Raw genomic sequence first — 23,550 nt, forward strand, 5'->3', positions numbered from 1 at the left:
GCAGTCTTACCTCAGGATCGGCCCAGGATGGGGTCCGGGCGCGGCTCATTTGGTGCCGCGCCGGGCGCGTACGCCCCTGCCTCCATGCCCGCACCCGAGCCGTCCCGCACCGGACGCGCCGCCCGGGTGGCCGGCCGACTGAAGCCTGACCCCGCGGGCACCGCCCCGCCGCCCAAACCCGCGCTCAGTCCAGCGCGGATCCCTGCTGGACGCTGTCGGGATCGCTCCCTCGGCGCCGGGCGGCAGGTGACGGACAATGAGCACAGAACAGGAACATTGTCAAGGACAATCGTCCCGGTCCGAGCTTTACGGGCGGGTAGACGGCGCTCGGCCCGCGCGGCGAGCCTGCACCAAGCGGACCGTCGGCGTCGTCCCGGGGCGCCACACGATACCGTCATGCATGGTACACGACGCGGCGAGCCGAGGGGAATATCCGACCCACCCCCTCATCCTGAGGTGCCCGCGAGAGCGGGCCTCGAAGGAGGCCTCCAGGGATCGCGCGGCTGGCTGGAGGGCTCCTTCGAGGCCTCCGCTGCGCTGCGGCACCTCAGGATGAGGGGGGTGGTGGGATCGGCCGACGCAAATGCCGGACCGTCGTCGACCGTGCCCGCCCTGACGGCGGCTTCCGCCCGTGATGCTGCCAAGCCCCGCGAGACCCTGAGTTCGGAGCCCCGCTGTAACGGCCACGGCGATTGACAGGCCGTCCGCACCGGAAATCATGCGGCGACGCGCCCACGCCCGCCAGAGAAGGCCGCCCCATGCCGGATTCCGCGACGCCCCCGCGTCACCCGTTCGAGACCGGCCTCGACCGCACCCCCGCCAACTACGTGCCGCTGACGCCGGTGAGCCTGCTGGCCCGGGGCGCGGCGGCGCACGGGGCCAAGGTCGCGGTGATCGACGGCGACCGGCGGATCACCTACGCCGAGCTCTACGGCCGCTGCCGCCGCCTCGCCTCCGGGCTCGCCGCCCGCGGGATCGGCCGCCTCGACACCGTGGCGATCCTGGCCGCGAACATCCCGGAGATGATCGAGGCGCACTACGCGGTGCCGATGCTCGGCGCCGTGCTCAACCCGCTCAACACCCGCCTCGACGCGGCGACCATCGCCTTCTCCCTGCGGCACGGCGGCGCCCGCGCCCTGCTGGTCGACGCGGATTACGCGGCGCTGGCCGCCCGGGCGCTGGCCGAGCTGGACGCCCCCCTCCTGGTGATCGCGATCGGCGGTTCGGCGGGTCTCGACGGGGCTGGGCTCGACGGCGACGGGCTCGACGGCGCGGTGCCCTACGAGGCGCTGCTCGAAGGCGGCGACCCGGACCATCCCTGGACCGGGCCGGCGGACGAGTGGCAGTCGCTCTGCCTGCTCTACACCTCGGGCACGACCGGCGATCCGAAGGGCGCGGTCTACTCCCACCGGGGCGCCTACCTCCAGGCGCTCGGCAACGCCGTCACCTTCGGGCTCGGCGCCGACAGCGTCTATCTCTGGACGCTGCCGATGTTCCATTGCAGCGGCTGGTCCTACCCCTGGGCCTGCGTCGCGGCCGGCGCCACGCAGGTCTGCCTGCGCAAGGTCGAGCCGGCGGCGATCTTCCGGCTGATCGCCGCCCACGGGGTGACGCACCTGTGCGGCGCGCCGATCGTGCTGTCGCTGATCGCCCACGCCCCCGCCCACGAGCGGACCGCCTTCGCCCACACCGTGCGCTGCGCCACCGGGGGCGCCGCGCCGTCCTCGACGATCATCCGGACCATGGAGGAGATGGGTTTCCGGGTGACCCACCTCTACGGCGCGACCGAGAGCTACGGCCCGGCCACCGCCTGCCTCGCGCAGCCCGACTGGACCGACCTCACCGCGGACGAGCGCTACCTGCGCATGGCCCGCCAGGGGGTGGCGCTCGCCACCCTCGACGCGGCGATCGTCGCCGATCCCGAGACCGCCGAGCCGGTGCCGCGGGACGGATCCACCGTCGGCGAGATCTTCCTGCGCGGCAACACGATCATGAAGGGCTACCTCGGCAACCCCGAGGCCACGGCCCGGACGCTCGCCGGCGGCTGGTATCGCACCGGCGACCTCGGGGTGTGGCATCCGGACGGGGCGGTGGAGATCAAGGACCGGGCCAAGGACATCATCATCTCCGGCGGCGAGAACATCTCCAGCCTGGAGGTCGAGGAGGTGCTGATGCGCCACCCCGCGGTGATGCTCGCCGCCGTGGTCGCCCGGCCCGACGCCACCTGGGGCGAGACCCCCTGCGCCTTCCTGGAGGTGAAGCCCGGCACCGAGCCCCCGGAGGAGGCCGAGCTGGTCGCCTTCTGCCGGGAGCGGATGGCCCGGTTCAAGGTGCCCAAGACCGTGGTGTTCGGCCCGCTGCCCAAGACCTCGACCGGCAAGATCCAGAAATTCGTGCTGCGCGACCAGGCGCGGGCGCTGTGATGCGCCCTCCCGGCGATCCAGGCGGCGGCGAAGCGATGACGGCGCGGGTGCCGGTCGGACCGCGCGCGGCGGCCGGGGCCGGGCGGCGCTGCGGCTTGGGCTGGCTGGACGGCCTGCGATGAGCGCGGGCGCGTTATCGGTCCCGATCCTCTCGGTGCTCACCGGCCGTGTCGCCCCGCTCGGCCCGTCCGGGGCGCGCAGCGGCATCGGCAAGACGCCCGCGGCCGGGGCGGTCCGGATCGGCTTCGGCGGCCTCGACGGGGACGAGCAGGCCGACCCGCGCCACCACGGCGGGCCGGAGAAGGCGGTGCACCACTACGCCCGCGACCACTACGCCGCGTGGCGGCGGGCGCTGGCCCCCGCGATTCCCGCCTGCCTCGCCGCCCCGGGGGCGTTCGGCGAGAACCTGTCGACCCGCGGGGTGACGGAGGCGGAGGTCTGCGTCGGCGACCTCTGGCGGGCCGGCTCCGCGCTGCTCCAGATCAGCCAGGCGCGCCAGCCGTGCTGGAAGCTCGACCACCGCTTCGGCGCGCCCGGCATGGCGCGCCGGGTCCAGACGGCGTGCCGCACGGGCTGGTACTACCGGGTGATCGAGCCGGGGACGGTCGCCGCGGGCGATACCCTGGACCTCGTCGACCGGCCGCACCCGGACTGGCCGCTCGCGCGGCTGCTGCGCGCCTTCTACGTCGACCGGATGGACCGGGCCGCGCTGGAGGGCATCGCCGCCCTCGACGCCCTGTCCGCCTCCTGGCGCGCCCTCGCGGCCCGGCGCCTGGAGCGCGGCGCGGTCGAGGATTGGGCGCCGCGCCTCGACGGAACCCGCCCCGTCCCCTGACGGCGCCGGCTCTCAGCGCCGCCCGAACAGGCGCTCGATATCGGCGAGCTTCAGCGCGATCGAGGTCGGGCGGCCGTGGTTGCACTGGCCGGAATTCGGGGTCGCCTCCATCTGGCGCAGCAGGGCGTTCATCTCCTCGGGGCGCAGGCGGCGGCCGGCCCGGATCGAGCCGTGGCAGCTCATGCGCGAGAGCACCGCGTCGAGGCGGCGGCCGAGCGGCCCGGTCTCGGCGGCGGGCGCCCCGCCCTCCTCCAGGCCGCTGGCGTCGAGCGCGTCGAGGATGTCGGTGACGAGGTCGCGGATGCTGGCGCCGCTGAGCGCGGCGGGGACCGCGCGCACCAGCACCGCCCCGGGGCCGAACGGCTCCAGGCTGAGGCCGAGCCGCTCCAGGTCGGGGGCGCAGGCGGCCAGCCGCTCGGCCGCCTCGGGGGCCATCTCGACCACGTCGGGGATCAGCAGCCCCTGCCGGGCGATGCCCCCCGCGGCCCGCTCGGCCTTGAGCCGCTCGTAGACGAGGCGCTCGTGCGCGGCGTGCTGGTCGACGATGACGAGGCCGTCGCGGGTCTGGGCGAGGATGTAGGTCTCGTGGATCTGCGCCCGGGCGGCGCCGAGGGGGTGGTCGAGCGCCGCCGCCTCCGTCTCCGCCGCGCGGGCGTCGGCCTGCGGCGGCGCCATCTCCGGGGGCCGCTCCAGCACGGCCTGGACCGCCTCGCCGAAGCCGGGCGCGGCCGCCGGCTCCGGGGGCCGGGCCGGGGCCTGCCCGAAGAAGCCGGGCGGGGCCGCGACCGAGGGCGTGCCGGGGGCGAAGAACCGGTCCCGGGCGGGGCGGAACAGGCCCGGCGCCGCCGCGCCGGTGTGGGTCGAGAGCGGCGGCGCGGTCGGGCGCAGGGCGTCGAGCGCCCGGGCGGCGCCGGTGGTCGCGGCGCGGACACCGCCGCGGCCGATCGCGTCGTGGATCGCGCTCACCACCAGCGCCCGCACGAGGCCGGGCTCGCGGAAGCGCACCTCGGTCTTGGCCGGGTGGACGTTGACGTCGACCCGGTCCGGCTCGCAGGCGATCACGAGGCCGAGCACCGGGTGGCGGTCGGAGGCCAGCGTGTCGGCGTAGGCGCCGCGCACGGCGCCGAGCAGCAGCCGGTCGCGCACGGGGCGGCCGTTGACCACGAGATGGATGTGGCCGGCCGAGCCGCGATGGTAGGTCGGCAGCCCGGCGTGGCCGGAGACGGAGAACCCCTCGCGGGCGAGCGCCACCGGCAGCGCGTTGGCCGCGAAGTCGGGCCCGAGCACGGCGGCGAGCCGCCGCAGCAGCCCCTCCGGCCCGGTCTCGGCCGGCAGCACCAGCGGCTGGCCGGCTTCCGTGCGCAGGGTGAAGCGGATGCCGGGCGAGGCCACCGCGAGCCGCCGCAGGGTCTCGCCGATCGCCGCGTTCTCGGCCCGGTCGGATTTCAGGAACTTGAGCCGGGCCGGGGTGGCGGCGAACAGCTCGGTCACCTCGATGCGGGTGCCGCGCGCCGCGGGCGCCGGCCGCACCGGGCCCTTGGCGCCGGCCGCGACCACGAGGCTCGCCCCGGCCTCCGCCCCCGCCGCGCGGGTGGTGATGGCGAGCCGCGACACCGCGCCGATCGAGGGCAGCGCCTCGCCGCGGAAGCCCAGCGTGTCGATCGCCGCGAGGTCGCCCCCCGGCAGCTTCGACGTGGCGTGGCGCTCCACCGCCAGCGCCAGATCCTCGGGGCTCATGCCGCGGCCGTCGTCGACCACCCGGATCAGGCGGCGCCCGCCGCCCTCCACGGTCACGTCGACCGTGCCGGCGCCCGCGTCGATCGCGTTCTCGACGAGTTCCTTCACCGCCGAGGCCGGCCGCTCGACCACCTCGCCCGCGGCGATGCGGTCGACGAGGACGGCGTCGAGGCGGCGGACCGGGGCTGCGGCCCTGTCTGCGGTTCGGTCGGGGGCTGACATCGGGGCCGAGGATACGCCCGCGCCGCCCCGGGCTCCAGGGCCGGGCCGGGAGGTTTCCCCCGCGGCCCGCTGCGAAACCACCCGGGCCCCCGCGGCATTGTCAGGGCCGCGCCGCCGCTGGGGGACGGCGGGGAGGGTCGGCATGGTCTCCGAGCGCGTCCGCTGGTTCGCACGGCCCGAGACGTTGCTGCTGGCGGCGACGCTGGTGCTGGCGCTCGCCGTCGGCCTCGCCCTCTACGCGCTGCGGCCCACCACCCTGACGATCGCGGTGGCCCCGCGCGACGGCACCGAGCCGGAGCTGATCCAGGCCTTCGCCGACGCGCTCCAGGCCCGCCACCGGGAGGTGCGGCTCGCGATCCTGCCCTTCGACGACGTGCGCGAGAGCGCCCGGGCCCTGCGCGACGGCCGCGCCGACCTCGCCGTGGTCCGCCCGGACGTGGAACTGCCGGGCAACGCGCTGACGCTCGCGGTGCTGCGCGACCAGGCGATGCTGGTCGCCTCGCCGGAATCGGCCGGGATCAGGACGTTTCCTGATCTCGCCCGGCGCAAGCTCGGCATCGCCGCCCACCGGGACGCGGACTTCGCCCTGCTGCGGGCGCTGCTCGGCTATTACGGCCTCAGCCTCGTGACCGACCCGGCCGAGGCGGGCGCCCGCAACGCGGTGCTGCTCGTCACCGTCGCGGAGGAGGAGGTCGCCGCCGCCTTCGCGGCCAAGCGGATCGACGCGCTGGTGGCGGTGATCGCGCCGACCGCCCCGAAGGCGCTCGCCCTGATGGCGGCGGTGGCCGCCGCGAGCCGCGACGGGCGCGTCAACCTGCTGGAGGCGAGCGACGACAAGGCGCTGATCGAGCGCTTCCCCCGGCAGCAGGCGGTGACGGTGCCCGCCGGCCTGTTCGGCGGCCGGCCCAAGGTGCCGGCCGAGGACGTGACCACGCTCGGCACCTCCTACCGGCTGATGGCCTCGCGCTCGCTGAGCCGCACCGCCGCCGCCGACGTGACGCAGAACCTGTTCGAGCTGCGCACCGCCATCGCCGAGCGCACGGCCGCGGCCGACTACATGAAGGCGCCCGACTACGAGACCACGGCGGCGGCGACCTCGGCGATGCTGCCGAACCACCCCGGGGCGATCGACTACTACGAGCGCGAGCAGCAGGGCTTCATCGAGCGCTACGGCGACCTCGTCTACCTGCTCGCGGCGCTCGCCGGCGGCCTCGGCTCGGCGAGCGCGTGGCTGCGCCAGCGCCTCGCCCGGCTGCGGCGGGAGCGGGCGGACGTGGTGCTCGACCGGCTGCTGGAGATCGTCGGCGAGGCCCAGGCCGCCCGCGGGCCCGAGGCGCACGCGGCGCTGGCGCGGGAGATCGACGGCCTCGCGGCGGACTTCGTGCGGGACGCGCGCGCCCGCGACATCGACGCGCGCACGGTCAACGCCGTGGCGATCGCCGTCGAGGCGGCCCGCTCGACGGTCGCCGAGAGCCGGCGGGCGCACGCGGCCGCGTCCTGACCTTGGAGCAGTTCCCGACCGCGTCGCGCGGAGGACACGACAGTCCGGCGTTCGCGTCGGCCGATCCCACCAGCCCCCTCATCCTGAGGCGGCGTCGCGCAGCGGCGCCCTCGAAGGAGCACTTCGGCCGGCCGCGCGATCCCTGGATGCCTCCTTCGAGGCCCGCTCTCGCGGGCACCTCAGGATGAGGTGGAGGGTCGGAAACACCCCTCGCCTCGCCGCGTCGTGTACCGACCGCGCCGCGATCGTCCACGGCGCCGAGTCCTCGTTTCGACGCGCTCTCGTTCGCCGAACCGGCATCCGCTCCGGCGGCGCGCACTCCGGACATCCGCCGGCTGGACCGCCCGGGCGCCGGTGCGCGTCACCCCTCCGCCGCGACCTTCGCCCGGCCGCCGAGATAGGCGGCGCGGATGTCGTCGTCGGCCCACAGGGTCTCCGGGGCGCCCGAGAGCACGAGGCGGCCGGTCTCCAGGACGTAGCCGCGGTCGGCCACCGACAGGCCCATGCGGGCGTTCTGCTCGACCAGGAGCACCGTCGTGCCCCGCCGCCGCACCTCGGCGATGATCGCGAACACCGCCTGGACGATCACCGGGGCGAGGCCGAGCGAGGGCTCGTCGAGGAGCAGGATGCGCGGCTTGGCCATCAGGCCGCGGGCGAGCGCCACCATCTGGAGCTGGCCGCCCGACAGGGTCCAGCCCAGCGCGTCGCCGAAGCGGCGGATGTCCGGGAACAGCTCGAACATCCCCTCGACCTCGTCGCGCAGGACGCGCTTCGACAGGCCGCTCCGATTCGAGGCGCCGAGCGCGATGTTCTCGCGCACGGTGAGCCCGGGGAACACCCGCCGCCCCTCGGGCACGTGGGCGAGGCCGCGGCGCACGATCGCCTCGGGCTTCAGGCCCAGCAGCGACTGGCCCTCGAACAGGATGTCGCCGCCCGCCGGCCGGACGAGGCCGGAGATCGCCTTCAGCGTCGTGGACTTGCCGGCGCCGTTGGAGCCGAGCAGCGTCACCACCTCCCCCGGCTCGACCGCGAACGAGACGCCGCGCACGGCCTCGATCTCGCCGTAGCGCACGCTGAGGTCGCGGATCTCGAGGAGCGGCATGGGCGCGGACTTCACGCGGGGGCGAGGTCGGTCTTGAGGCCGGTCGCCGGCCCCTCCGCCTCGCCGAGATAGGCCTCGATCACCGCCGGCTCGCGCAGCACCCCGGCGGTGAGGCCGTCGGCGATGCGGCGGCCGAAGTTCAGCACCGTGATGTGGTTCGCCACGTCGCTGACCAGCGTCATGTCGTGGTCGATGATCAGGATGGTGAGGCCCTTGGCGGCCATCCGGCGCAGGAGCACGGTGAGCGCGTTCTTCTCGCTGCTGTTGAGCCCCGCCGCCGGCTCGTCGAGGAGCAGCAGCACCGGGTTTCCGGCGAGCGCCCGGGCGATCTCGATCAGCCGCTGGTGCCCGTAGGAGAAGCTGGCGACGGGTTCGTCCGCGCGCCCCTCCAGCCCGACGAAGGCGAGCGCCTCGCGGGCCCGCGCCTCCAGCGCCGCACGGTCGCGGGCGACGAGGGCGTTGTCGGGCCGCTCGGCGCCGATCACCACGTTCTCCAGCGCACTCATCGAGCGGAACAGGCGGATGTTCTGGAAGGTGCGGCCGATGCCGGCCGCCGCGCGCGCGTGGGGCGAGCGGTGGGTGATGTCGCGCCCCTCCAGCCGCACGCGGCCGCCGGTCGGGGTGTAGAGGCCCGACAGCACGTTGAGCGTCGTGGTCTTGCCCGAACCGTTCGGGCCGATCAGCGCGTGGATGCCGCCGCGGGCGACGGCGAAGCTGACCGCGTCCACCGCCTTCAGCCCGCCGAAGTGCTTGGACAGCTCCTCCACCTCCAGCACCGGCGCGCCCGTGCCCGCCGCCTGCTCCAGCACGAGGTCTCCCGCCGGCGGCGGGGCCGGCCGGCGGCGGCGCAGGCGCCGGACCTGATCGCCGAGGAAGCCCCAGATCCCGTCGGGCATGAACACGACGATCAGGATCACCGCGAGCCCGTAGATCGCGAGGTAGAGGCCGGGGATCTCCTTGAGGAAGCGCAGCCACTCGGGGATCAGGATCAGCAGCCCCGTGCCGATCACCGCGCCCACCGGCGAGCCGACGCCGCCGAGCAGCGCCATGGTCAGGAACACCACCGATTCCGCGAAGGAGAACTGGTCCGGGCTGATATAGGTGAAGCCGCCCGCGAACAGGCCGCCGCCGAGCCCGGCGAGCAGCGCCCCGAGCGCGAAGGCCGCGACCTTGGTGCGGTAGACGTTGATGCCGGCCACGCCCGCGGCGAGTTCGTTGTCGCGCACCGCGCGCATGGCGCGGCCGAGCCGGGTCTTGGGCATCCGCCACACCGCGTAGCCGACCAGCGCCAGCACCGCGACGCACAGGGCGAGGTAGCTCTGGCCGTCGGCGAACAGGGGCGGGCGGCGGATGCCCGGCACCCCGTCCGGCCCGTGCGTGACGGGAATCCAGTTGGTCAGCACCAGGGTGAGGATCTGCTGGAACGAGATCGTCACCATCGCGAGGTAGTGGCCGCCGAGCCGGAGCGTCGAGGCGCCGAGCACCGCGCCGAGCCCGGCCGCGAGCAGCATCCCCACCGGCAGGCACAACCAGAAGCTGATCCCGGCATCGACGGTGCCGAGGCCGACCGCGTAGGCGCCGAGGCCGAAGAAGGCGGCCTGGGCGAGGTTGATCTGCCCGCACAGGCCGAGCACGACGGTGAGGCCGATCACGGCGACGGAGTAGGTCGCGGCCTGCATCAGGATGTTGAGCAGGTAGCCGTTGAGCGGCGTCGTCGCGGCGAGCGCGACCGCGCCGGCCGCCGCCGCGGCGTAGAGCAGGCTGCCGAGGGGGAAGCGCCGGGGCGCGGCGGGCTTCGCGGGCGGGCTCGTCATGCCTTCTCCGCCACGCGCTCGCCGAACAGGCCCTGCGGCCGCAGGACGAGGAAGATCACCAGCACGATGAAGGCGAAGGCGTCCTTGTAGGGCACCGAGACGTAGGCGGCGCCGAAGGTCTCGATCACCCCGAGCGCCAGCCCGCCGACGATCGCCCCGGCCACGTCGCCGAAGCCGCCGATGATGGTGGCGGCGAACGCCTTGAGGGCGATGGTCGCCCCCATCTGGATCGACACGAACAGCACCGGGGCGACGAGGATGCCGGCGATCCCGCCGAGCACCGCGCTGTAGACGAAGGTCAGCATGATCATGCCGGCCACCGGGATGCCGAGCAGCGCCGCCATCTCCTTGTCCTGCGAGGTGGCCTGGAGCTTCTTGCCGACGAGCGTGTGCTCGAAGAACCAGTACTGGAACGCCACCAGCGCTGCGGTGACGGCGATGATCAGCAGGTACTGGCTGTCGAGGAACACCGGCCCGACGAGGAAGCCCTGGCCCTCGAAGACCGGCGGCAGCACCTGCGGCTGCGGCCCGTAGAGGGCGAGCGTGGTGTTGGCCAGGAAGATCGAGGCGCCGATCGTCGAGATGATCACCGGCAGGTAGGTCCGGTGGCGCAGGGGGTAGTAGACGCCGAGGTTGAACAGCGCACCCAGCAGCGCCATCCCGCCGAGCGTCAGCAGGATCGACAGCCAGTACGGCCAGCCGAGATCGACGGCGAACACCACCATCAGGAAGGCCGCCACCATCGAGAACTCGCCCTGGGCGAAGTTCACGACGTTGGCGGCGCGGAAGATCAGCACGAAGCCGAGCGCCACGAGGGCGTAGACGGAGCCGATGCCGATCCCGGTGAAGAGAAGCTGGAGGATCAGGTCCATGCCGTGTCGTCCGTTCCGCCGCCCCTCAACCCTGGTAGAAGTCGATCCGCTTGTCGAAGACGATGGTGCCCTTGTCGTTGCGCACCACGTTGTAGCCGTGCAGCCCGTCGCCGTTCTTGTCGAAGTTGTAGGTGCCCTCGGCGCCCTCGTGGCCGCGCACGGCGAGCAGCGCCTCGCGGATCGCCTGCGGGTCGGTCTTGCCGGCCTTGTTGATCGCCTGCGCCAGCACCGTCACCGCGTCGAAGGTCCAGGAGGACTGGTTGTCCGGGGCGAGCTTTGTCGCGGCGCGGTAGGCCTTGCCGAAGGCGCGGGCGGCGTCGCTCGATTCCTCGGCGTAGTCGGCCACCCCGTAGGTGCCGTAGAGCGAGGGGCCCGCGAGCTTGAGCGCCGTCACGTTGGTGATCGAGGGCGAGCCGACCCACGGGGCGGTGACGCCGAGCTGGCGCAACTGCCGGGCGAAGATGCCGAGGTCGTTCTCGAAGGTGAAGTAGGAGCCGATCACGTCGGCCCCGGACTGGCGGATCGCCAGCACCACGGGCGTGAAGTCCTGGCTCTGGTTGGCGTAGCCCTGGTCGAGCGCCACCGTGGCGCCGGCCTTGCCGAGCGCCTCGGTCAGCGCCTTGGCGCCGCTGGTGCCGAAGGCGTCGGTGGAGTGGATCACCGCCCACTTCTTCTTGCCGAGCCCGGCGACGCCGTGCTCGGCGATCACCCGGGCCGAGAAGCTGTCGTTGGGGCGGAAGCGGAACAGCCAGGGGTTGCCGAGCTGCGTCAGCACCGGGTCGGTCCCGCCGAAGCAGACCGGCTTGCCGGTCTTCAGGATGTCGGGGGCCATGGCGTGGTTCTGGGTCGAGCGGATCGAGCCCAGGAACCCGACGAGGTCCGGCTGCGAGGCGAGCTTGGAGAAGGCCAGCACCGCGCCGGGATTGGTGGTCTGGTCGTCCTCGGTGACGATCTCCAGCGGCTTGCCGAGCACGCCCCCGGCCTTGTTGACCGCTTCGAGCGCGATCTTGGCGCCGTTGAGGGCGAAGCGGCCCGCATCCGCCCCGGGTCCGGTGACCGGCAGGACCATGCCGATCCGCGTGGTCGCCCCGGCACCCTGGGCCCAGGCGGAGCGGATCACTCCCGGTACGAGGCCGCCCGCGATCGTGCACGCGGAAGCCTTGATGAACGCGCGGCGCGTCGTCATCGGCGTCTGTCCTCCCGAGCCGGATCTGACGTCCGGCGTTGCCGGGAATAGGGCATGCTGCGGTCCGACCTGTCCATCCCCTTGAGGGTTGTACTCGCAACGAATCCGCGCGTGCCCTACGGTCCCGCCCGCAGGCCGTCCCGGGAGAGGCGGCCGCCGAACAACGCAAGGGAGGACCTCGCATGCGGATCGCTGCCGCGAACCTGACCGCCTACGTGCGCGACATCTTCGTCGCGGAGGGCTGCTCGGAGGCGGAGGCCGGCCGGATCGGCGAATTCCTGGTCGCCGCCAACCTCACCGGGCACGACAGCCACGGGGTGATTCGCGTGCCGCGCTACGTGGCGTGGCTGCGCGCGGGCGAGCTCGTGGCCGACCGCGCCCCGGAGGTGATCGTCGACGGGGGCGCCTTCGCCCTGGTCGACGCGCAGTACGGCTTCGGCCAGACCGCCGGGCCGGTCGCGGTCGATCTCGGCATCGCCAAGGCCCGGGAGGCGGGCGTCGCGGTGATCGCCCTGCGGCACGCCGGCCATCTCGGGCGGATCGGCGAGTGGGCCGAGCGGGCGGCCGCCGCCGGGCTGATGTCTGTCCACTTCGTCAACGTCGCGGGCAGCCTGCTCGTGGCGCCGTTCGGCTCGGTCGAGCGCCGCTTCTCCACCGCCCCGTTCGCGGCCGGCTTCCCGGTGACGGGGGCCGAGCCGATCATCCTCGACTTCGCCACCTCGGCGGTGGCCGAGGGCAAGGTGCTGGTCGCCTCGCGCGGCGGCAAGCCGCTGCCGGACGGCGTGCTGATCGAGCCGGACGGCAGCCCGAGCAGCGATCCCGCCACCCTGTTCGGCCCGCTGACCGGGCCGGCGCGCGACAACCAGCGCGGCGCCGGGGCGATCCGGGCGTTCGGCGAGCACAAGGGGTCCGGGCTGGCGCTGATGTGCGAATTGCTCGCCGGGGCGCTCACCGGCTCGGGCACGGCGGGACCGGGGACGCGGCGGGTCTGCAACGGCATGCTGTCGATCTACCTCGCGCCCGACGCCTTCGGCCCGGACGCGGCGATCGCCGAGGAGGCGCGGACCTACCTCGCCTTCCTGAAGGAGGCGCGGCCGGCGCCGGGCGCCGAGGTGCTGGTGCCCGGCGAGCCGGAGCGGCGGCGGCGGGCGGAGCGCCTCGCGGAGGGCGTGCCCCTGCCCGATCCGGTCTGGGAGACGCTGCTGGAGGCCGGGCGCCCGCACGGCCTCGACGGCGACCGGTATCTCGGCTGACGTGCCTCGGTCGCCGGTCTCAGGCCGGCCGGCGATCGCGTGCGCGCGAGGACGGGGATGCGACCCTCGTCGCGGGGGACGATACGAACAAAAAAAATCGGGTGGCCGCAGCGGCGGCCACCCGACGTTCACGCAGTCGTTCGTTCACGAAGGGGGCGAAGGATGCCCCCGCGCCGGTGCTTCACGAGCAGCCGGTCGTGCTGCCGCAGGTGTCGCACTTCAGGCAGGTCCCGTTGCGCACGAGGGTGAAGTTCGCGCATTCCGGGCAGGCCTCGCCGACGTAGCCCTTCATCTTCGCCTCGGCCCGACGGTCGGCGACGCTGCGCTCGGCCCGCGCCTCGGGCTGCGCGAAGGGCAGCGTCTCGGCGATGCCGGCCGCCGCCGGCTCGGCCTTCAGCGCCGTGGCGCCGCGCAGGGCGTGCACCGTCCCGCCGGCCGGCGCGCTCTGGCCGGCCGCGGCGGCGCCCACCCCGATCGCCCCGCCGGCCGGGCCGCCCTGGATCAGGGTGAGCCGGTCGGCCGAGCCGCGCAGCAGGCCGCGGGAGACGATCGCCGAGGCCGGGGCGGGCTTCGGGCCCTCGCGGGTGGTGTCGCCGCTCTCGCCGCCGCCGATCACCGTGCCGCCGATCTCGGCGGGGCTGACATGGGCGAGGTCGGCGCGGCCGAGATAGGACACCGCCAGCTCGCGGAACACGTAGTCGAGCAGCGAGGTCGCGTTCTTGATCGCGTCGTTGCCCTGCACGAAGCCCGCCGGCTCGAACCGGGTGAAGGTGAACGCCTCCACGTACTCCTCCAGCGGCACGCCGTACTGGAGGCCGAGCGAGATCGCGATGGCGAAGTTGTTCATCAGGCTCCGGAAGGTCGCGCCCTCCTTGTGCATGTCGATGAAGATCTCGCCGAGCCGCCCGTCCTCGTACTCGCCGGTCCGCAGATAGACCTTGTGGCCGCCGACCACCGCCTTCTGGGTGTAGCCCTTGCGCCGGGCCGGCAGCTTCTCCCGCGAGCGGATGCGCTCGACGCGCTCGATCACCCGCTCGACGATCTTCTCGGCCACCGCCGCGGCCTTGGCCGCCGCGGGCGCCTGGACCAGGGCCTCGATCCCCTCGTCGGCCTCGTCCGCCTCGTCGGCGATGAGCGCGGCGTTGAGCGGCTGCGACAGCTTGGAGCCGTCGCGGTAGAGGGCGTTGGCCTTCAGCGCGAGGCGCCAGGACAGCAGGTAGGCCGCCTTGCAATCCTCCACGGTGGCGTCGTTGGGCATGTTGATGGTTTTGGAGATCGCCCCCGAGATGAACGGCTGCGCCGCCGCCATCATGCGGATGTGGCTCTCGACCGAGAGGTAGCGCTTGCCGGTGCGCCCGCAGGGGTTGGCGCAGTCGAACACCGCGTAGTGCTCGGTCTTCAGGAAGGGCGCGCCCTCCAGGGTCATCGCCCCGCAGATGTGGACGTTGGCCGCCTCGATCTCCTTGCGGCTGTAGCCGAGGAACGGCAGCAGCTCGAAGGTCGGGTCCGACAGCTTCTCGGCCGGGACCTTGAGGGTCTGCGTCAGGAAGTCGTCGCCGAGCGTCCAGCGGTTGAACACGAACTTGATGTCGAAGGCCGATTTCAGGCCCTTCTCGACCGCCGCGACCTTCTCGTCGGAAAAGCCCTTGGCGCGCAGGCTGCCGGGATTGACCGCCGGCGCCTGCCCCATCGAGCCGTGGCCGACCGCGTAGGCCTCGATCTCGGCGATCTCGCTCTCGCGGTAGCCGAGCGCGCGCAGGGCGTCGGGCACCGCGCGGTTGATGATCTTGAAGTAGCCGCCGCCCGCGAGCTTCTTGAACTTCACGAGCGCGAAGTCGGGCTCGATGCCGGTGGTGTCGCAATCCATCACGAGGCCGATCGTGCCGGTCGGCGCGATGACGGTGGCCTGCGCGTTGCGGAAGCCGTGCTCCTCGCCGAGCGCCAGCGCCCGGTCCCAGGCGCGGCGGGCGTGCTCGCCCAGATCGTCCTGCGGGATGTTGGCGTGGTCGAGGGGGACGGGGGCGACGTTCAGGAACTCGTAGCCCTCCGCTTCGCCGTGGGCGGCCCGGCGGTGGTTGCGGATCACCCGCAGCATCGCGTCGGCATTGTCCTCGTAGGCCGCGAACGGCCCGAGTTCCCGCGCCATCTCGGCCGAGGTCGCGTAGGCGACGCCGGTCATGATCGCGGTGAGCGCGCCCGCGAGCGCCCGGCCCTCGGCCGAGTCGTAGGCGCGGCCCATGGTCATCAGCAGGCCGCCGATGTTGGCGTAGCCGAGCCCGAGCGTCCGGTAGCGGTAGGACAGCTCGGCGATCTCGCGGCTCGGGAACTGGGCCATCATCACCGAGATCTCGAGCACCACCGTCCAGAGGCGGTTGAGGTGCTCGAACGCCTCGACGTCGAAGCGCTTGGTGGCGCGGTCGTAGAGGGCCAGCAGGTTGGCCGAGGCGAGGTTGCAGGCCGTGTCGTCGAGGAACATGTACTCGGAGCACGGGTTCGAGGCCCGGATCCGGCCGCCCTGCGGGCAGGTGTGCCAGTCGTTCATGGTGGTGTTGAAGTGCAGGCCCGGGTCGGCCGAGGCCCACGCCGCCTCTCCGATCTTCTCCCACAGCTCACGCGCCTGCGGGGTCTTCACGACCTTGCCGGTGGTGCGCGACGTCAGGTTCCACGGCGCGTCCGCCTCGACCGCGCGCAAGAATTCGTCGGTGAGCGAGACCGAGTTGTTCGAGTTCTGTCCGGCCACCGTCAGGTAGGCCTCCGAATCCCAGTCGGTGTCGTAGACGGGGAAATCGAGCTTGGTGAAGCCCTGGCGGGCGAACTGCACGACGCGCTTGATGTAGGCGTCCGGCACGGAGGCCCGGCGGGCGGCCTTGATCTCGCGCTTGAGCGCCGGGTTGCGCTCCGGATCGAAGCAGGCGTCGCCCTCGGCCTCGCACTGGGTGCAGGCCTTCATCACGAGATTGAGGTGCTTCGAGACGACCTTGGAGCCGGTCACCAGCGCGGCGACCTTCTGCTCCTCCTTCACCTTCCAGTCGATGAACGCCTCGATGTCGGGATGGTCGATGTCGACGATCACCATCTTGGCCGCGCGGCGCGTGGTGCCGCCGGACTTGATCGCGCCCGCCGCCCGGTCGCCGATCTTGAGGAAGCTCATCAGCCCCGACGACTTGCCGCCGCCGCCGAGTTTCTCGTTCTCGCCGCGGAGCGCCGAGAAGTTCGAGCCGGTGCCCGAGCCGTACTTGAACAGGCGCGCCTCGCGGACCCACAGGTCCATGATGCCGCCCTCGTTCACGAGGTCGTCCTGCACGCCCTGGATGAAGCAGGCGTGCGGCTGCGGGTGCTCGTAGCTGGAGGCCGAGCGGGTGAGTTCGCCGGTGCGGTAGTCGCAGTAGAAGTGGCCCTGGCTCGGCCCGTCGATGCCGTAGGCCCAGTGCAGGCCGGTGTTGAACCATTGCGGCGAGTTCGGCGCCACCATCTGCCGGGCGAGCATGAAGCGCAGCTCGTCCATGAACGCGGCCGCGTCCTCCTCGGACGAGAAGTAGCCGCCCTTCCAGCCCCAGTAGGTCCAGCAGCCGGCGAGCCGGTCGAACACCTGCGTGGCGGAGGTCTCGGAGCCGAGCCGCTCCGCCTCGGGCAGCTCGGCCAGCGCCGCCTCGTCGGCGGTCGAGCGCCACAGGAAGGACGGGACGTCGTTCTCCTCGACCTTTTTCAGGCGCGCCGGCACGCCGGCCTTGCGGAAGTACTTCTGCGCGAGCACGTCGCTCGCCACCTGGCTCCAGCTCTCCGGCACGTCGATGCCGTCGAGGCGGAACACCACCGAGCCGTCCGGATTGCGGATCTCGCTCAGGGCCTTGCGGAAGGGGATGCCGTCGTAGGGCGACCGGCCGGCCGTGGTGTAGCGACGCTCGAACCGCATGGAACACACCTCTCCCGACGGGACGCGATGGTCCCGGCCCCGCTCGGCGCGGGGATTGATCCCGATTCTGGGGCGACGATCCCGACCGCGCCCGCGCTGGGCGTGTCCCGGTACCGCGACTGTGCAATCTGGGACGGTGGGCCCGCTACGCTTGGACCGAGACGCCCGACCGTTGCCGGGAGATTACCGCCGCCGTCGCCACACCGTCAAGAAGTGGTGTGCGTCGGCTATGTTCCCCGCTAGATGTTGTGGTGAAGCGCAAATCCCTGTGGATATCGGCGGCGCTCCCGGTAAGTGTCCTTCGCGGTTCCCGGATTCGCCGCGGCTTTTTTTTCGATCCACAGGGCTGCGTTGTCCGAGGCCGAAGTTCCACCGCACGTTGCGGCGTTGGGCATCGCACCGGGGCCGCGGCGTGGCTCCGCGGCCACGGCCGGCCTGCGACGATCGTGCGCAGGCCGGCCGTGGCCGACACCCTGAACGTTCGCGGTCGCGGCCGGCTTCCCCCGGGGTGGGTCCGCCCACGTGCAACGGAGGAGAGGGATGACGCACAAGCCCCTGCGCGACCAGACGATCGTCGTCACCGGCGCCTCGTCGGGCATCGGACTGGCCACCGCGCGCATGGCCGCGGAGCGCGGAGCCCGGGTCGTGCTGACCGCCCGCAGCGGCGCGGCGCTGGACCGGATCGCCGCGGAGATCGAGCGGGACGGCGGCCGGGCGGTGGCGGTCGCGGCCGATGTCGGCGAGCGCGCGGAGGTCGAGGCGGTGGCGGCGCGGGCGGTCGCGGTGTTCGGCGGCTTCGACACCTGGGTCAACGTCGCCGGCCTGACGATCTACGGCCCGCTGCGCGCCGTCTCGGGCGAGGACCACGAGCGGCTGATGCGCACCAACTTCTGGGGGACCGTCCACGGCTCGCTCTTGGCGGTGGAGCACCTGAGCCGGCGGGGCGGGGCGCTGATCAACGTCGGCTCGGTGGCCTCCGACCTCGCCTTCCCGCTCCAGGGCATGTACTCGGCCTCGAAGCACGCGGTGAAGGGCTTCACCGACGCCCTGCGCATGGAGCTGCGGCAGGAGAACGCGCCGGTCTCGGTGACGCTCGTCAAGCCGACCTCGATCGACACGCCGCTCCCCCGGCGCGCCCGCAACTACATGGATCGGGAGCCGATGCTGCCGCCGCCGGTCTACCGGCCGGAGGAGGTCGCCCACGCCATCCTGCACGCGGCGGTCCACCCGACCCGCGACGTGTTCGTCGGCGGGGCGGGCAAGCTGTTCGCCGCCGCCAAGGAGTTCGCCCCGGGCGCCTACGACCTGCTCGCCCCGGCGATCGTCGCCATGCAGAAGCGCAGCGGCCAGCCCCGGCGCCCGGACGGGGCGCTGCACGGTCCGGAGCAGGACGACACCGGCCACGCCCGCGGCGACCAGCCGGGCTACGTGATGCGCACCAGCGCCTACACCCGCGCGAGCCTCGATCCGCTGGCGGCGATGGGCACCGTGGCCGCGCTGGGGCTGGCGGCGACGGCCCTGATCGCGGGCGGGCGCCGCGGCCGCGGGGGGTGACCGGCGGTATCGTCCCGTCCCCGTCGCGAGCGGGACGGGGCGACCCGGCGGCGCCGCGCCGGCCGGGCCTTAGGTCCCGCAGAAGGTCCGGTAGCCGACGCCGCCGCCGTCCGGCGCCTCGGCGTAGCGGGCATTCTCGGGCTGGTCGTCGTAGGGCCGCGACAGCACGGCCATCAGCCCGTCGAGCGGCGCCAGATCGTCCCGCTCCACCGCCGCCGCGATCATCTCCTCCACGCGGTGGTTGCGCGGGATGAAGGCCGGGTTCACCGCCCGCATCGCGGCGGCCGCCTCGGCCGGATCCCGCCCGGCTTCCGCGAGCCGTTGCCGCCAGCGCGCCGCCCAGGCGTCGTAGGCCGTCGGATCGACGAAGAGGTCGCGCACCGCGGCATCCGCCGCCGGGTCCCCGGCCGCGGCGCACAGGCCCCGGAAGGTCAGCGTGAAATCCGCCTGGTTCCCGGCCATCGCCTTGAGGAGGTCGTTGGCCAGCTCGGCATCCTCGGGCGTCGCGGCATCGAGGCCGATCTTGCGGGCCAGACCGCCGTGATAGGCGGCCTCGAAGCGCGCCCCGAAGCCGCCGAGCACCGCCTCGGCTTCGGCGACCGCCTCCGACTCGTCGGCGGCCAGCAGCGGCAGCAGCGTCTCGGCCAGACGCGTCAGGTTCCACAGGGCGATCCGGGGCTGGTTGCCGTAGGCGTAGCGCCCGTGCGCGTCGATCGAGCTGTAGACCGTGCGGGGATCGTAGGCGTCGAGGAAGGCGCAGGGACCGTAATCGATCGTCTCGCCCGCCACCGACATGTTGTCGGTGTTCATCACCCCGTGCACGAAGCCGACCAGCAGCCACCGCGCCACCAGATCCGCCTGCCGGTCGACCACCCCGTCGAGCAGCGCCCGGTAGGGCTTCTCCGCCTCCGCGGCCTCCGGGTAATGGCGCGCCACGACGTGGTCGGCCAGCGCCCGCAGGCCCTCCGTGTCGCCCCGGGCGGCGAAGAACTGGAAGGTGCCGACCCGGATGTGGCTCGCCGCCACCCGCGTCAGCACCGCCCCGGGCAGGAAGGTCTCGCGCACCACGCGCTCGCCGGTGGCGACCGCGGCGAGCGCCCGGGTGGTGGGGATGCCCAGTGCGGCCATCGCCTCGCTGACCACGTACTCGCGCAGTACCGGCCCGAGCGCCGCCCGCCCGTCGCCCCGGCGCGAGAACGGCGTCGGGCCCGAGCCCTTGAGCTGGATGTCGCGGCGGCGCCCGTGGCGGTCGACCACCTCGCCGAGCAGGATCGCGCGGCCGTCGCCGAGCTGCGGCACGAAGTTGCCGAACTGGTGCCCGGCATAGGCCGCCGCGAGCGGCTCCGACCCCTCCACCACCCGGTTGCCGGCGAGCGCGGCGACGCCCTCCGGACCCGCGAGCCAGCCGGGATCGAGGCCGAGTTCCCGGGCGAGCCCCTGGTTCAGGCGCAGCAGCCGCGGTCCGGCCACCGGCGTCGGCGCGAGCCGGGCGAAGAAGCGGTCCGGCAGGCGGGCGTAGCTGTTGTCGAAGCGGATCGCGTCCGTCGTCGCTTCCGTCGTCGCTTCCGTCATGGGCGGGGTCTCCCGGATACCGGTCTCAACTGGATCTACAGGCGAACACCCGTCGCCGCCCCGGGGTTCAGGCGCGGGCCAAGGAGGCGCGGGCCAAGTTGGCGCGGCGCCCGCCGCGACGCTCCGCCCCTGTGAATCGCGGGGCCCCGGGCGGACCCGGTTCGGCCCTGCCGCGTTTCTCGCCATCGAGTACGGGTAGCACGGATCGGCGATGGCCAAGCGCAGGTTGCGGACGGTTGCGGAGCGGGCTGAGGACGCGCCCGCGGTGCCGACCGGGGCGCTCGCGGTGGCGCTCCTCGACTTCGCGCGGCGCGCCGCGCCCCTGATCCACGTCGCCCGCGACGCCCGCCGCCTGGAGGAACTCGCCGCCACGCTGCGCGCCCTCGAACCGAACCTCGCGGTGGCGGTCTACCCCGAATGGGATTGCCTGCCGCACGACCACGCCTCGCCGTCGCGGGCGACCATGGGCGCCCGCACCGCCGTGCTGCGCTGGCTGACCGACGCGGCCGCCCGCCCCGACGTGGTGCTGACCACCGGCCCCGCCCTCGTGCAGCGGGTGCCGCCGCCGGAGACCTGGGCTCGCGCCCGGGTCGAGATCCAGGTCGGCGCCCGGATCGACCCGGAGGCGGTCACGGCCGAGCTGCGGCGCCTGGGCTACGTGCTCGACGAGCGGGTCGACGAGCCCGGCGAGGTCGCCCAGCGCGGCCGGACGCTCGAAGTGTTCCCCGCCGCCGCCCCGCGGCCCTGCCGGGTGGAGCACGAGGGCGGGCGCGTCACCGCGATCCGCTCCTACGATCCGATCACCCAGCGCTCGGTGGCCGAGGCGCAGACCCTCGTCGTCGATCCGGCCACCGAGATCGTGCTGCCGCCGGGCTCGGAGGAGCGCCTGCGGCCCTTCACCGGCCAGGAGCACGGCCTGCACCGCTTCTACCCGCGGCTCGCCACCCTCCTCGACTATGCGCCGGAGGCCGGCCTCGTGATCGAGGAGGGCGCGCGGCCGCGCGTGGTGGCCTTCTTCGAGCAGGTCGCCGAGGGCCGGGAGAGCGCCCGGCGCGGACGCGGCGCCCGGGGCGAGGCCGGCGACGGCCTCTACCTGACGCAGGACGACTGGGAAACGATCGCCGCGGGGGCGCTGGCCGGCGCGACGCGGGAGGCGGGCGAGGGGCTGGCCGTGCCGGTCTTCGCCCGGGAGCGGCGGCCAGGGCCGGCCCTCGCCAAGTTCCTGCGCGAGCGGCTGAGAGCCGGCGACCGGATCGTGCTCGCCGGACCGAAGACGCCGCTGCGCCGCCTCGTGCGGCAGGCGACCAAGGCCGTGGAGCGCGGCGTCCGGCTGATCGACGCCTGGGCCGAGGTCGCGGCGGCCGAGCCCGGGGCCGTGCTCGCCCTGGAGGCGCCGCTCGGCGCCGGCTTCCGCGTGCCGGACGCGGGCGCGACCGTGATCGCCGCCGCCGACCTTCTCGGGGCCGACGCCGCCACGTTCGCCGCCGCGCGGCCGGCGATGCCGCTGGGCGAGATCGACCTGCGCCCCGGCGACGTCGCCGTCGACCGCGACCACGGCCTCTGCGTGTTCGAGGGGCTGGAGCGGGTCGCGGGCGGGAACGGGCCGCCGACCGAGGCGCTGCGCCTGCGCTTCGCGGGCGACGCCGTGCTGATGGTGCCGGTGGATCAGGCCGACCGGATCTGGCGCTACGGCTCCGAGCCCGAGGCGGTGACCCTCGACAGGCTCGACGGCGGCACCTGGGCGCGCCGCCGCCTGGAGGCGGAGGCGACGCTGGCCCGCACCGCCCGCCACATGCTGGAGGCGGCGCGCGCCCGGCGCGAGGCCGGCGCGGCGGCGATCGTCCCGCCCGCCCGGGAGATGGAGCGCTTCGCCGCCGGCTTTGGCTTCCCCCCGACCCCCGATCAGGCGGCCGCCTTCGACGGGGTGCTGGCCGACCTCGCCTCCGGCCAGCCGATGGACCGGCTGGTCTGCGGCGATGTCGGCTTCGGCAAGACCGAGGTGGCGCTCCGCGCCATCGCGGCGGCGGTGTTCGCGGGCCGGCAGGCGGTGCTGATCGCCCCGACCACGGTGCTGGCGCGCCAGCACGTCGAGACCCTGCGGCGGCGCTTCGCCCGCTTCGGGATCGAGCCCGCCCATCTCTCGCGCCTCGTGCCCGCTGCGGAGGCGCGGCGCGTGAAGCGCGGGCTGGCCGACGGCACGATCCGGCTGGCGGTCGGCACCCACGCCCTCGCCGCCAAGGGCGTCGCCTACGCCGATCTCGGCCTGACGGTGATCGACGAGGAGCAGCGCTTCGGCGCCGGGATGAAGGCCGACCTGCGCCGGCTCGCCGGCGGGGGCCACGTGCTGACGCTGACGGCGACGCCGATCCCCCGCACCCTGCAATCGGCGCTGGTCGGCCTCCAGAGCCTCAGCGTGCTCGCCACGCCCCCGGCCCTGCGCCAGCCGGTCCGCACGGTGGTGGCGCCCTTCGACGCGGACGCGATGCGCGACGCCCTGACCCGCGAGCACCGCCGCGGCGGCCAGAGCTTCGTGGTCTGCCCGCGCGTCGAGGACATCGCGCCGATGGCCGAGCGATTGGGCGGCCTCGTCCCCGGCCTGGAGGTGATCGTCGCCCACGGGTCGATGAAGCCCAGCGCCATGGACGCGGCGATGGTGCGGTTCGCCGACGGCGGCGGCGACGTGCTGCTCGCGACCGCCATCATCGAGAGCGGGCTCGACGTGCCGCGCGCCAACACGATGCTGGTCTGGGACGCGGCCCGCTTCGGGCTGGCGCAGCTCCACCAGCTCCGCGGCCGGGTCGGGCGCGGCCAGAGGCGGGGCGTGGTCCACCTCCTCCACGAGTCCGACGCCCCGCCGAGCCCGGCGGCCGAGCAGCGGCTGCGGGCGCTGGAGGCGTTCGACCGCCTCGGCGCCGGCTTCGCGATCAGCGCCCGCGACCTCGATCTGCGCGGGGCGGGCGACCTCGTCGGCGAGGATCAGGCCGGCCACGCCAAGCTCGTCGGCCTCGGCCTCTACCGGCACCTGCTGGAACTGGCCCTGCGCGCGGCCCGGGGCGAGCCGGCCGAGGACTGGACCCCGGAGATCGTGCTGGGCCTGACCGGCGACATCCCGGACGACTACATCCCCGAGCCCGAGATCCGGCTGAACCTCTACACCCGCCTCCTGCGCCTGCGCGACGGCGACACCCTCGACGCGCTCGCCGGCGAGGTCGAGGACCGGTTCGGCGCGGTCCCGGAGCCGGTGGCCGCCCTGTTCACGGGCGCGCGGCTGCGGGCCGAGTGCCGGGCGCTCGACGTCGCCCGCCTCAGCGGCGGGCCGGCCGGCGTGGCCGCCGACCTGCGGCCCGGCCCCGCCCTCCCCCCGATGGCGGCGGCCGACGATCTCGCGGTGCGCGAGCGCCGGGTGATCTGGCGCCGCCCGGCCACCGATCCCGCGGCCGGCGCGGCGCTCGCCGCCGAACTCCTCGACCGCATCCGCGCCGCGCGCGAGCGGGCCGTCTAGCGCATCGTCCTGGATATCAGGTCCAGGACGATGCGCTAGACCTTTGATTTTGCATCCTCTTTTC

At 74.0% G+C, this 23,550-nt stretch carries 13 protein-coding genes; 6 read left to right on the top strand and 7 right to left on the bottom strand.

What is annotated here, in order from left to right:
• Positions 1–758 precede the first annotated feature (758 nt).
• On the top strand, positions 759–2,423 hold the full coding sequence (locus Q8W71_RS27040) for an AMP-binding protein (protein ID WP_305528511.1): 1,665 nt from the start codon (positions 759–761) through the stop codon (positions 2,421–2,423).
• 118 nt (positions 2,424–2,541) lie between these two features.
• Positions 2,542–3,258 (top strand): MOSC domain-containing protein, encoded by a 717-nt coding sequence (locus tag Q8W71_RS27045; protein WP_305528512.1) that lies wholly within the window; start codon positions 2,542–2,544, stop codon positions 3,256–3,258.
• Positions 3,259–3,270: 12 nt separating this feature from the next.
• Here Q8W71_RS27045 and mutL read toward each other — a convergent pair whose 3' ends face one another.
• Positions 3,271–5,217 carry a DNA mismatch repair endonuclease MutL gene (gene mutL, locus Q8W71_RS27050; RefSeq protein ID WP_305528513.1) on the bottom strand — a complete coding sequence of 649 codons (1,947 nt, stop codon included), beginning with the start codon at positions 5,215–5,217 and terminating at the stop codon, positions 3,271–3,273.
• 142 nt (positions 5,218–5,359) lie between these two features.
• Here mutL and Q8W71_RS27055 point away from each other — a divergent pair, with 142 nt between their 5' ends.
• On the top strand, positions 5,360–6,718 hold the full coding sequence (locus Q8W71_RS27055) for a TAXI family TRAP transporter solute-binding subunit (protein WP_305528514.1): 1,359 nt from the start codon (positions 5,360–5,362) through the stop codon (positions 6,716–6,718).
• Between the two features lie 361 nt (positions 6,719–7,079).
• On the opposite strand, the gene Q8W71_RS27060 is transcribed toward Q8W71_RS27055, so the two are convergent.
• Genes Q8W71_RS27060 through Q8W71_RS27075 form a run of 4 tightly spaced genes read right to left on the bottom strand, consistent with a single transcriptional unit; the run spans position 7,080 to position 11,692 of the window.
• On the bottom strand, positions 7,080–7,820 hold the full coding sequence (locus tag Q8W71_RS27060) for an ABC transporter ATP-binding protein (RefSeq protein ID WP_305528515.1): 741 nt from the start codon (positions 7,818–7,820) through the stop codon (positions 7,080–7,082).
• A gap of 11 nt (positions 7,821–7,831) precedes the next feature.
• Positions 7,832–9,634, bottom strand: coding sequence for a branched-chain amino acid ABC transporter ATP-binding protein/permease (locus Q8W71_RS27065; RefSeq protein ID WP_305528516.1), 1,803 nt, complete (start codon positions 9,632–9,634; stop codon positions 7,832–7,834).
• Positions 9,631–10,506, bottom strand: coding sequence for a branched-chain amino acid ABC transporter permease (locus Q8W71_RS27070; RefSeq protein WP_305528517.1), 876 nt, complete (start codon positions 10,504–10,506; stop codon positions 9,631–9,633). The genes Q8W71_RS27065 and Q8W71_RS27070 overlap by 4 nt, the downstream gene beginning before the upstream one ends.
• A gap of 25 nt (positions 10,507–10,531) precedes the next feature.
• Positions 10,532–11,692 carry an ABC transporter substrate-binding protein gene (locus Q8W71_RS27075; RefSeq protein ID WP_305528518.1) on the bottom strand — a complete coding sequence of 387 codons (1,161 nt, stop codon included), beginning with the start codon at positions 11,690–11,692 and terminating at the stop codon, positions 10,532–10,534.
• Between the two features lie 182 nt (positions 11,693–11,874).
• Here Q8W71_RS27075 and Q8W71_RS27080 point away from each other — a divergent pair, with 182 nt between their 5' ends.
• Positions 11,875–12,945 (top strand): malate/lactate/ureidoglycolate dehydrogenase, encoded by a 1,071-nt coding sequence (locus Q8W71_RS27080; protein ID WP_305528519.1) that lies wholly within the window; start codon positions 11,875–11,877, stop codon positions 12,943–12,945.
• A 181-nt stretch (positions 12,946–13,126) separates the two neighbouring features.
• On the opposite strand, the gene Q8W71_RS27085 is transcribed toward Q8W71_RS27080, so the two are convergent.
• Positions 13,127–16,858, bottom strand: a complete 3,732-nt coding sequence (locus Q8W71_RS27085; RefSeq protein ID WP_305528520.1) for a vitamin B12-dependent ribonucleotide reductase — start codon at positions 16,856–16,858, stop codon at positions 13,127–13,129.
• Between the two features lie 540 nt (positions 16,859–17,398).
• Here Q8W71_RS27085 and Q8W71_RS27090 point away from each other — a divergent pair.
• Positions 17,399–18,412, top strand: a complete 1,014-nt coding sequence (locus Q8W71_RS27090) for an SDR family oxidoreductase (protein ID WP_305528521.1) — start codon at positions 17,399–17,401, stop codon at positions 18,410–18,412.
• Between the two features lie 69 nt (positions 18,413–18,481).
• On the opposite strand, the gene Q8W71_RS27095 is transcribed toward Q8W71_RS27090, so the two are convergent.
• On the bottom strand, positions 18,482–19,984 hold the full coding sequence (locus tag Q8W71_RS27095; protein WP_305528522.1) for a protein adenylyltransferase SelO: 1,503 nt from the start codon (positions 19,982–19,984) through the stop codon (positions 18,482–18,484).
• A 211-nt stretch (positions 19,985–20,195) separates the two neighbouring features.
• Here Q8W71_RS27095 and Q8W71_RS27100 point away from each other — a divergent pair, with 211 nt between their 5' ends.
• Complete coding sequence (locus Q8W71_RS27100) at positions 20,196–23,486, top strand: DEAD/DEAH box helicase (RefSeq protein ID WP_305528523.1); 3,291 nt, start codon at positions 20,196–20,198, stop codon at positions 23,484–23,486.
• The last annotated feature ends 64 nt before the right edge of the window (positions 23,487–23,550 follow it).

The organism is Methylobacterium amylolyticum (assembly GCF_030700245.1).
GTDB lineage: Bacteria > Pseudomonadota > Alphaproteobacteria > Rhizobiales > Beijerinckiaceae > Methylobacterium.

Coding starts and splice junctions, on each gene's coding strand:
- Q8W71_RS27090 (WP_305528521.1), top strand. CDS start 17,399: ATGACGCACAAGCCCCTGCGCGACCAGACGATCGTCGTCACCGGCGCC.
- Q8W71_RS27045 (WP_305528512.1), top strand. CDS start 2,542: ATGAGCGCGGGCGCGTTATCGGTCCCGATCCTCTCGGTGCTCACCGGC.
- Q8W71_RS27100 (WP_305528523.1), top strand. CDS start 20,196: ATGGCCAAGCGCAGGTTGCGGACGGTTGCGGAGCGGGCTGAGGACGCG.
- Q8W71_RS27075 (WP_305528518.1), bottom strand. CDS start 11,692: ATGACGACGCGCCGCGCGTTCATCAAGGCTTCCGCGTGCACGATCGCG.
- Q8W71_RS27040 (WP_305528511.1), top strand. CDS start 759: ATGCCGGATTCCGCGACGCCCCCGCGTCACCCGTTCGAGACCGGCCTC.
- Q8W71_RS27080 (WP_305528519.1), top strand. CDS start 11,875: ATGCGGATCGCTGCCGCGAACCTGACCGCCTACGTGCGCGACATCTTC.
- Q8W71_RS27065 (WP_305528516.1), bottom strand. CDS start 9,634: ATGACGAGCCCGCCCGCGAAGCCCGCCGCGCCCCGGCGCTTCCCCCTC.
- mutL (WP_305528513.1), bottom strand. CDS start 5,217: ATGTCAGCCCCCGACCGAACCGCAGACAGGGCCGCAGCCCCGGTCCGC.
- Q8W71_RS27070 (WP_305528517.1), bottom strand. CDS start 10,506: ATGGACCTGATCCTCCAGCTTCTCTTCACCGGGATCGGCATCGGCTCC.
- Q8W71_RS27085 (WP_305528520.1), bottom strand. CDS start 16,858: ATGCGGTTCGAGCGTCGCTACACCACGGCCGGCCGGTCGCCCTACGAC.
- Q8W71_RS27095 (WP_305528522.1), bottom strand. CDS start 19,984: ATGACGGAAGCGACGACGGAAGCGACGACGGACGCGATCCGCTTCGAC.
- Q8W71_RS27060 (WP_305528515.1), bottom strand. CDS start 7,820: ATGCCGCTCCTCGAGATCCGCGACCTCAGCGTGCGCTACGGCGAGATC.
- Q8W71_RS27055 (WP_305528514.1), top strand. CDS start 5,360: ATGGTCTCCGAGCGCGTCCGCTGGTTCGCACGGCCCGAGACGTTGCTG.